This window comes from Legionella sp. km535 (genome assembly GCF_003990085.1).
Taxonomy (GTDB): domain Bacteria; phylum Pseudomonadota; class Gammaproteobacteria; order Legionellales; family Legionellaceae; genus Legionella; species Legionella moravica.
In genome coordinates this window covers 1-7,801 of sequence record NZ_RZGU01000042.1, presented here as the reverse complement: position 1 = coordinate 7,801, position 7,801 = coordinate 1, and the positions used below count along the sequence as shown (strand labels likewise).

Below are 7,801 nucleotides of genomic sequence, written 5' to 3'. Positions count from 1 at the left end.
GATCTTGATCTGCAAGCTTCTTTAATTCTAAAGAGCGTTCTTTGAGTTTTTGGGGTTGCATTGAACAAGGCAGATAAGCACTGTTAGTATTTTGATTCATTGAGATCAGGGTAATCGCAGACAACAAAAGGCATATTTTTTTGTTCATTATTTATTCCATAAATATTGAAGTGAGCATTATAGGATGAATAAACGATTCTGCAAATTATTATTAGTGGCGGTTCGTAAAAAGATGGGTTTGCGGACTTATTAAATTGCTGTTCAAAATTTGTAATTTACCTCGAAAATCAGTTCGAAAACTCTATACATTAATCAAAGTTCATTTTAATCTGTTCTTTTAGCCTTTGTGAACTACAAGGAATGATAATGAGAGTAGGGTATGCCAGAGTCTCAACACATGAACAAAATTTAGACTTACAACTTGATGAATTAAAGAAGGCAGGGTGTGAGCAAATTTTTACGGATAAGATTAGTGGTTCTGTATCTGAACGCCCTGGTTTAGAGAAAGTTGAAAATTTCCTAAGAGAAGGAGATGTGTTGGTTGTTTGGCGATTGGATAGGCTAGGGCGATCACTCAAACATTTAATCTCTTATGTCAGTAAGCTAGAAGAAAAAGGAATCGGTTTCCATAGTGTTACCGAGGCTATTAATACTGAGACACCTTCTGGGAAATTTATGTTTCACGTCTTTGGTGCACTTTCTGAATTTGAACGAAACTTGATTAAAGAGCGTACCCTTGCTGGCCTTGAAGCTGCTAGGGCTCGGGGTCGACAAGGTGGCAGACCAGAGAAACTCAGTGATGAGCAAAAAGAGCTGGTAAAAACTCTATATGCCAATAAAAAACATTCAATTCAATCTATCTGCAAAATGGTTGGTGTTGGTAAGACTACACTGTATAAGTATATAAATCAGTAAAAAACCATTAAAAAAACTTAATTGTGTCGGTGGATATAAATTATTTATAAAAGATTTTTCAGGGGGATTACTATTTACTCCATAGGCCCTTCAATTTTTCTTTTCAACGTGTTTATATCTTCTAAATGCTCTTCATATTCCTGTCTAAGCTTTTGACAATTTAAAATATCTCCTTTCGTTTCTAAATCAAGGATCTCCTTTTGAAATGTTGGTATTTTGTCTAAAAGCTTTTTAATCATCTGTTGAATTTTAGCTCTGTCTTTTCTTCTTGTTATATGGGGTTCTGAAGCTAATCTTAATTTTAAAATATTCCATTTTCCTCTAAGCGTTTTAGCCATCCACTCAAAATTTCTTAGATCTATATGTTTCTCTAAATTATCTACTCTGGGATTTAATATTATTTTTTGTAATAAAGATTCAAAAGGAGTAGGCCAATAGTCACCCTTGTACTGATTACATGCTCTACATGCATAGATTAGATTTTCATAATTATTTATCAATTCAGGAAACTCTTTTTTTGGCTGATAGTGGTCTATTTGAAATGAGTTTTTTGCTCCTCCAATCTCAGGCTCATTGGCCTTGCAATACCCACAAGAATAATTGAAGTCTATTCTAAGTCTAGGTTTATAAGTTCGATATGTAGCCATTTATAATGATAGTCTTTAAGCTTTTGATGAGCTTTCTGAAAAAATTTGATTACGCCTTGATAATTTTTTTTCCATATGTAGTAGAAGATTATCAATATCCATATTATTTTTGGTATCCTGTGATTGAAGTCTATAGATTTCTAGTTCAATTTTATCAAGTTCTGCATCAATATCTTTCAACTTACTTTTAGAAAAAATTAATTTGATAGGATTTTTTATAATTTTATTTCTTTTTTGAATAAGAGGATATTTAAGTTTAAATAAGTGCTCGATCTGTAATTCTTTATTATCCTGTAATGTGATAGTCGAAATAATAGATTCTATTCTTCTTCTTTGTATGGATTCAGCATCATACGCTTTAGCACTAAAATCTTCATAAGTTGTATTAGGCCTAATCCATTTACTAGATGGTTCAAGCTTTAAGGGGGCTCGGAGAGCTATAGAAGAACTATCCATTTTTAACTTCCAAAATCGAACGTGTCTTATTACTTATTATAGTCTCAAAAAAATCTTCTAAAATGTCATGAGATTCTTTGGCTAATGAAATTAAACTTTTAATATCACAATCAAATTGTTTTTCAATATAACAATCTAAATCTAAAATAAACCTTCCTCCAATTTCATTTTGTTTTAGAGTTTCGGTTGAAAATCTTGTTCGTATCGTAAAGCTGTTATTATTCCTAACGACATCATTTAAAAAAACAAGCTCGAGAGATTTCATACTTGGTAATTGGCTAGGAATTTGTATATCTAAATTAAAATAATCAGAAACACTTATATTTTCTAAGGGAATATGAATATTATTAATGTATCGAGTTCCAATACGATTAACATTAATAGGGTTAGCAACATCAATATATGCGGACAAAATTTTATTAATTGTTGGTTCAAAAGCATCCCAGCTCTCATATCTTAGATTATTGGCTACTGTTATTCCTGGTCCAAATTGTAATATTTCTGAGTTATCATTTTTAGATGCTCGTATTAATGGAGCTTGTATTAAAGGTGAAAGATTTGAGTTTTCTGAGAATGTCAGAGAAAAATGTTTATAGTCTTGCTTTATTGGATATTCATTTTTAATCAACTCAAATATTTGACCAGGCATAGCGACATCAAAATTTTCGAAATTAAATTTGGCCTCAAATATAGCTTCTTGGATTTGTGGTTTATCATATTTTCGTTTTTTCATCAATTTGCCAGATATACCGTAGTTATTGGAATAATTTTACTTTTGTTAATTATACCGTCAAAATCATGCTAGAAAATTCTCAAAAATCATGCGCATATTTGATTATATAGATGACTCTTTATTTTCTCTATGTTTGAGGCCAAGCTTTTAGATAGCCGCTTGAATAGAGTAGCAGAAATTTTTATTCATTGCGATTTAAATGAAAAACTTAAAATTAGATATACTTATCTCATTGATGTCCCCAAAACACATTAAATTGAGATTTATCAGAAATGATGTATTTGCAAAAGTTACTTCTAAGAATATTTATTATGGATAAAGGTGTGTAAATCTTTATGATAATTGGTCCAATTTAATTTTCTCTGCTCATCGTTTTTTAAGTCTCTAATTATTTCATATTTTAAGAACAGATCCAGTAGTTTATCCACTTCACCATGAATGGATTCGACTGCATGTAAAAAGCCGTCAATCCTAGTAGATTTTTTAATTTTATGGGCTTGTGGATAAAGTATTAGGGGATAACATGTATGAGTATGATCTACGTATACAGCCCCCCACCCCTCAAGAAACTCTAAAGGATAAAATTCCATTAAAACAGTTGGCTCATCGTCATCAAAGTCATATGTTAGAATGTATTCCTCTCCATCACGAACTGATGAAGTAAAGTTATTAATTTCTTCTTTAACATCCTCAAGCATTAAACAATGCAAATAGTACTCAAAGAAAGCAATAGATATTAAAGCCCTATAACATGGGGCATTTTTGTATTCAGTACAGTTTGCATATTTACTATTATAAAATTCATTTAATATTGACATAATCATCCATGAATTATTTAAATATATTAAAATATAGCATAACTAAGAGAGTATGACTGGAGAAAAGGTCACACGCTCAGCAGTAATTAATTTCATGAAAAAGTAGTTTAGCTGATTCCTATCTAACATTATGTCTAAAAAGCACATGATTTTGTGTATTCGATTAGTAGACATTCGCGTCTACAAACTCATGGAAAACGATTTTACAGTCGTTTTATGATCTGCAATTTGGGGTATCTATTAATTTATAAATTAATAGACAGAGAGGGTTTATTTGATCAAAATTGAATCAGCATGAGTGATTGTCTATACTCAATTAAGCTGATTACTACATGGATGCTGAATGAAAGTAATATTACTAGGGGCGGGGTCTTCAAAGTGCTATAAGCAATCTCCATCAGGTTTAAGTATGCCAATAGCAAAAGACTTTTTTCAAACCTTTAACAAGTTAGAAATATCAGAAAACCCTTGGGTGCTTATAGATGCAATCTTACTATATGTTATGGAAAGAGAAAATTTTAGTTCTTTTGAACAAGTGAGAACCTATCTGAACTCTGGTGTCGATATAGAGTCGTTTCATTCTGAAATAGCATCAAAAAAAAATTTACTAAATCAGTTTGCTTCTTCTGAAGGTCTTTATTTATATAAAACTTATAATCAATTGGTATTTCTTTTTGTTTCTGTGATAAATGAGATTCAAAATGGTCCAATTTCTAATGTACATTTGAATTTATCTAAACATTTAACCAATAAAGACGCAATAATAACTTTTAATTGGGATACACTAATGGATAGAGCTTTAAATGAATCTACAACTTGGTGTGTTGATTCTGGTTATGGTGTATCACCAAAAAAGATTTATCGAAGTGGGTGGGTTGATCCTATTAAGGATGGAATACAGGCACCTAAATTAATTAAGTTGCATGGATCTACAAATTGGTTAACTAGTCACACCATACCTAATGATCATGGAAATGTTGATTTCACACATGTTGGAAGCCCAGATTTATTATATGTATATGAAGATACAAATATACCTTAAAAACACATAATTGAACAACCATTCTGGCCTGGGTGCCTCAGGTTGCCTCAGACTTTGGGAGGCCATTAGGTCTATAAGGTTATGGTGTATTTGATCTGACAAATATTGTTTTATTGTGCTATAGTTGTACAATTAATGGATGTATAGGTGCGGGCTATGAAAGGCTTTGTTTTTTTGCTAGTAACGCTTTTTTCATTAAATGGTCACTCATCAACGTAAGCAGTCTATGTTGAGCATGTTATGGATTATGATTATAAAGTCATTATATCCGATTCAAGCGGTAAATATCTTATTGAAGTGGGGACAGGTTGCATTTCATTGTGGCGATACCAAGGAAAGCAAATAATAATTTACTCCTCGGGAGTTTTCTTAGGAGTTGGATCAACGGTAATCCTTCCTGACGTAAATCAAAAATGTCGAATTTGGAACTCCGAAAGTATTTAATCGACAAGGTTAATAACTCAATGCTAAAACAATTTGTAAACATTGACTCCTTTACCTATTCCTTAACTTGTTTGCATAAAAATGAATTATATTTGAGCTCCTTCAAGGGTGTTCGTAAAACCCCCGTTTATTTTAATTTATAATTGCGCAGTATAGTAAAATTTGCTATAGTAATATTTACTATGCAAGGCATTTCAATGAAAATAATAAAAACTAAACTATTTGCCAAGTGGGCTATAAAAAATCAAGTTAGTGATGAGTCGCTTAATATCGCTGCTGAAGAAATTGCTATTGAAATTTACGAGGCTAATTATGGTGGTGGTGTAATAAAAAAGCGTGTTGCCAATAAAGGCAGAGGGAAGAGTGGCAGTACAAGAACTATCGTCGCTTTTAAAAAAGGAAAACATTGTTTTTTTGTTTTTGGGTTTGAGAAGAATGCTAAAAGTAATATTTCTTTTAATGAAGAAAAAGCTTTTAAAATTATTGCTAAATCATTATTAGCTTATTCTGATGAGGAAATTAATAAGCTGATAAAGGAGGGGGCATTAGTGGAGGTTGAGAATGAGTAAAATTATTGATGCTATGCTAGAAACAGCCAAAGATCTTCAGTTGGATGCAATTACTATTAAAGATATAGAAATGCTTAACTTAAGTGAAGTTAAAGAGCTTGAGGCACAAGAAATAAAAAAAATGCGAGTTAAGGAAAAAGTTAGCCAAGCTGTAATGGCTAAAATATTGAATGTTACTCCATCTACCTATCAAAAATGGGAAAGAGGAGAGGTGCATCCTAAAGGAGCCAATCTTAAACTACTGCGTTTAGCTCATGATCATGGAATTCAATATATTTTATCTTAGAGGGCGGCAGAGCTGTTATTGGCTCAAACGGCCTGCTAAGTCCAATTAATAGTATTTGAAGTGGTAGAGTTTAGATCGGTCTAGACTAAATACAGAATGTGTAAAAAGGTATAGTTGATGGAAAGAACTTCTAATGATCCTCTACACGGTATTACCCTAGAGGCTATCTTGAATAGTTTATTGATTTGTTATGGCTGGGAAGGCTTGGCGGAAAGAGTCAAGATTAATTGCTTTTCTTCGAACCCCAGCATCAAATCAAGCCTTAAATTCCTGCGCAAAACACCATGGGCAAGGACTGAAATTGAAGCCCTTTATATTGCTTCCCTAAAAAGCAAAAATTGTGACAACTCATAATTACTGGAGTAATAAATAATATGAAAGATATTTTCATTAATAAAGAACATGTTGAACTTTTTAAAATTCTTAAATTTGAAGGGATCGCCTCGAGTGGAGCAGAAGCTAAGGATTTGATAGCCTCGGGTGTTGTATTAGTAAACGGGGTAATAGAAAAACAAAAAAGAAAGAAGATGGTTGCAGGAGATACGATTGAATTAAAAGACGAGGTCTTTCGGCTAAAGTTGGGGACTAATTAACAATTTAATACGATCAGGCCTAGCAAAAATGGGTAAAAATCAGGGAGGATTACACCGTTCCACAGATATTTTTATGTTTAGAGAGTAGGGTATTTTGTTGCAAGCTAGAAAGGCAGATTATGTATGATTATCGTGATAATCAGACATAAAATATTGTTTTAAACGATATATATTTGAATTCCTTTTAAATGAAGTTAATAATTCTAAACAAACCCAAGCTGGATCGCTTGTTTCAAGTTGGTCAAAAGAGTTGGATATTTTATTTCCTCTTCTGGAACATTAAAAACCTCTTGATTGGTAAAATAAATGGGTGCAGATATCAATATGTACAGGCCTATAGAAAGACTTAATCCAAAGTAGTTATTGGGATGTGACATGCAGTGGTTGCTTAACTCCACTGGAATTCACAATATCAATGGGATCAGACTCGATTGATTAGCAGCTAATTCATCTAAATCAATCGAGTATGACCCCAGCGAATTCCAGAGTTCATAGGGACGGATCAAAGAAGTTAATAGCAAAAATTATAAATTCCCCCGATTATTTGATGAATTGTGATGAGATAGAATTGTCTTAAAATAAGGCTATGAATAATAAAGGTGTCTCTTATTTGTCTGGTATAGGGCAGCTTAAATAGATATTATCATTTTGTCTCAAAAATCCATTTTTAAATATTAACATACAATTTATCTAAGATTTAAGGCATAACCGATCTCAATGATCTTTTTCTGTAAAGAACTTATTACAAAAAAACACCAATAAAATCTTACCCTTGCATGAAGGTTAAATTAATACCAAGCAGCAAAGCCATTAAACTAGTATGTGCTATAACTATATTAAATATTCCACAGAATGGATTTTCTTATGCAAATGCGCTTAAAGGAAATAATTAGCGTTATTATTTGAACGGCTGCTACAAAAGAGGGGGTATTTTTAGCCTATCTTGTCGCAATACCACGCCATTTTTTAAGATGCATAAAAGCGTTTTCTACCAAGTGTCTCAATGATGCGCTGGTTCTGACATTTTACATCCTTGTCTATTAATTTTGGTGATATACCCACCATCACCAAAACAAGCGAGATCGCTGGATCCCGCGGACGAGCCGCGGGACGTAGGAATAGGGAAAAAAAAACAGCAAGAATATCAGATTTTATAATTCGTGACGACGCGGCCTAAGGTAATCCCCCCATTTTTAACCGACATCAAAAATAGAGAGTTAAGCAGCCACTAAAGCTAGTTTCTGCCTTGGTGTAATGCCACCGATAGCCATATTAGGTCTTTCATTATTATAAGACCA

General features: G+C 32.6%; 11 protein-coding genes. 6 read left to right on the top strand and 5 right to left on the bottom strand.

Features of this window, described 5'->3' with window-relative positions:
- Positions 1-366: 366 nt before the first annotated feature.
- Entirely contained in the window at positions 367-915 is a 549-nt protein-coding gene (locus ELY21_RS15255; RefSeq protein WP_010948274.1) for a recombinase family protein, read from the top strand.
- Between the two features lie 74 nt (positions 916-989).
- Here the strand turns inward: ELY21_RS15255 and ELY21_RS15250 are convergent, their stop codons facing one another.
- The 4 genes from ELY21_RS15250 to ELY21_RS15235 form a co-directional block, all read right to left on the bottom strand.
- Positions 990-1,562, bottom strand: coding sequence for an HNH endonuclease (locus ELY21_RS15250; RefSeq protein WP_010655109.1), 573 nt, complete (start codon positions 1,560-1,562; stop codon positions 990-992).
- Positions 1,563-1,577: 15 nt separating this feature from the next.
- Positions 1,578-2,018 carry a hypothetical protein gene (locus ELY21_RS15245; protein ID WP_127110892.1) on the bottom strand — a complete coding sequence of 147 codons (441 nt, stop codon included), beginning with the start codon at positions 2,016-2,018 and terminating at the stop codon, positions 1,578-1,580.
- Positions 2,011-2,751 carry a TIGR04255 family protein gene (locus ELY21_RS15240; protein ID WP_010655107.1) on the bottom strand — a complete coding sequence of 247 codons (741 nt, stop codon included), beginning with the start codon at positions 2,749-2,751 and terminating at the stop codon, positions 2,011-2,013. Before ELY21_RS15240 ends, ELY21_RS15245 begins: the two co-directional genes overlap by 8 nt.
- Positions 2,752-3,047: 296 nt before the next feature.
- The gene (locus ELY21_RS15235) at positions 3,048-3,569 is read right to left on the bottom strand and encodes a hypothetical protein (protein WP_127110890.1); all 522 of its coding nucleotides are present in this window, start codon (positions 3,567-3,569) and stop codon (positions 3,048-3,050) included.
- Between the two features lie 343 nt (positions 3,570-3,912).
- Here ELY21_RS15235 and ELY21_RS15230 point away from each other — a divergent pair, with 343 nt between their 5' ends.
- The 5 genes from ELY21_RS15230 (at position 3,913) to ELY21_RS15210 (ending at position 6,503) form a co-directional block, all read left to right on the top strand.
- Positions 3,913-4,611, top strand: a complete 699-nt coding sequence (locus tag ELY21_RS15230) for an SIR2 family protein (protein ID WP_127110888.1) — start codon at positions 3,913-3,915, stop codon at positions 4,609-4,611.
- A gap of 641 nt (positions 4,612-5,252) precedes the next feature.
- Positions 5,253-5,624, top strand: a complete 372-nt coding sequence (locus tag ELY21_RS15225; RefSeq protein ID WP_028383041.1) for a type II toxin-antitoxin system RelE/ParE family toxin — start codon at positions 5,253-5,255, stop codon at positions 5,622-5,624.
- Positions 5,617-5,910, top strand: coding sequence for a DNA-binding transcriptional regulator (locus tag ELY21_RS15220; protein ID WP_028383040.1), 294 nt, complete (start codon positions 5,617-5,619; stop codon positions 5,908-5,910). The genes ELY21_RS15225 and ELY21_RS15220 overlap by 8 nt, the downstream gene beginning before the upstream one ends.
- Positions 5,911-6,027: 117 nt before the next feature.
- On the top strand, positions 6,028-6,264 hold the full coding sequence (locus ELY21_RS15215; protein WP_115343496.1) for a VF530 family DNA-binding protein: 237 nt from the start codon (positions 6,028-6,030) through the stop codon (positions 6,262-6,264).
- Between the two features lie 20 nt (positions 6,265-6,284).
- Positions 6,285-6,503 (top strand): RNA-binding S4 domain-containing protein, encoded by a 219-nt coding sequence (locus ELY21_RS15210; protein WP_028383039.1) that lies wholly within the window; start codon positions 6,285-6,287, stop codon positions 6,501-6,503.
- 203 nt (positions 6,504-6,706) lie between these two features.
- Here ELY21_RS15210 and ELY21_RS15670 read toward each other — a convergent pair whose 3' ends face one another.
- Positions 6,707-6,880: a hypothetical protein gene (locus ELY21_RS15670; RefSeq protein ID WP_158618574.1), complete on the bottom strand. Its 174-nt coding sequence runs from the start codon at positions 6,878-6,880 to the stop codon at positions 6,707-6,709.
- Between the last annotated feature and the right edge of the window lie 921 nt (positions 6,881-7,801).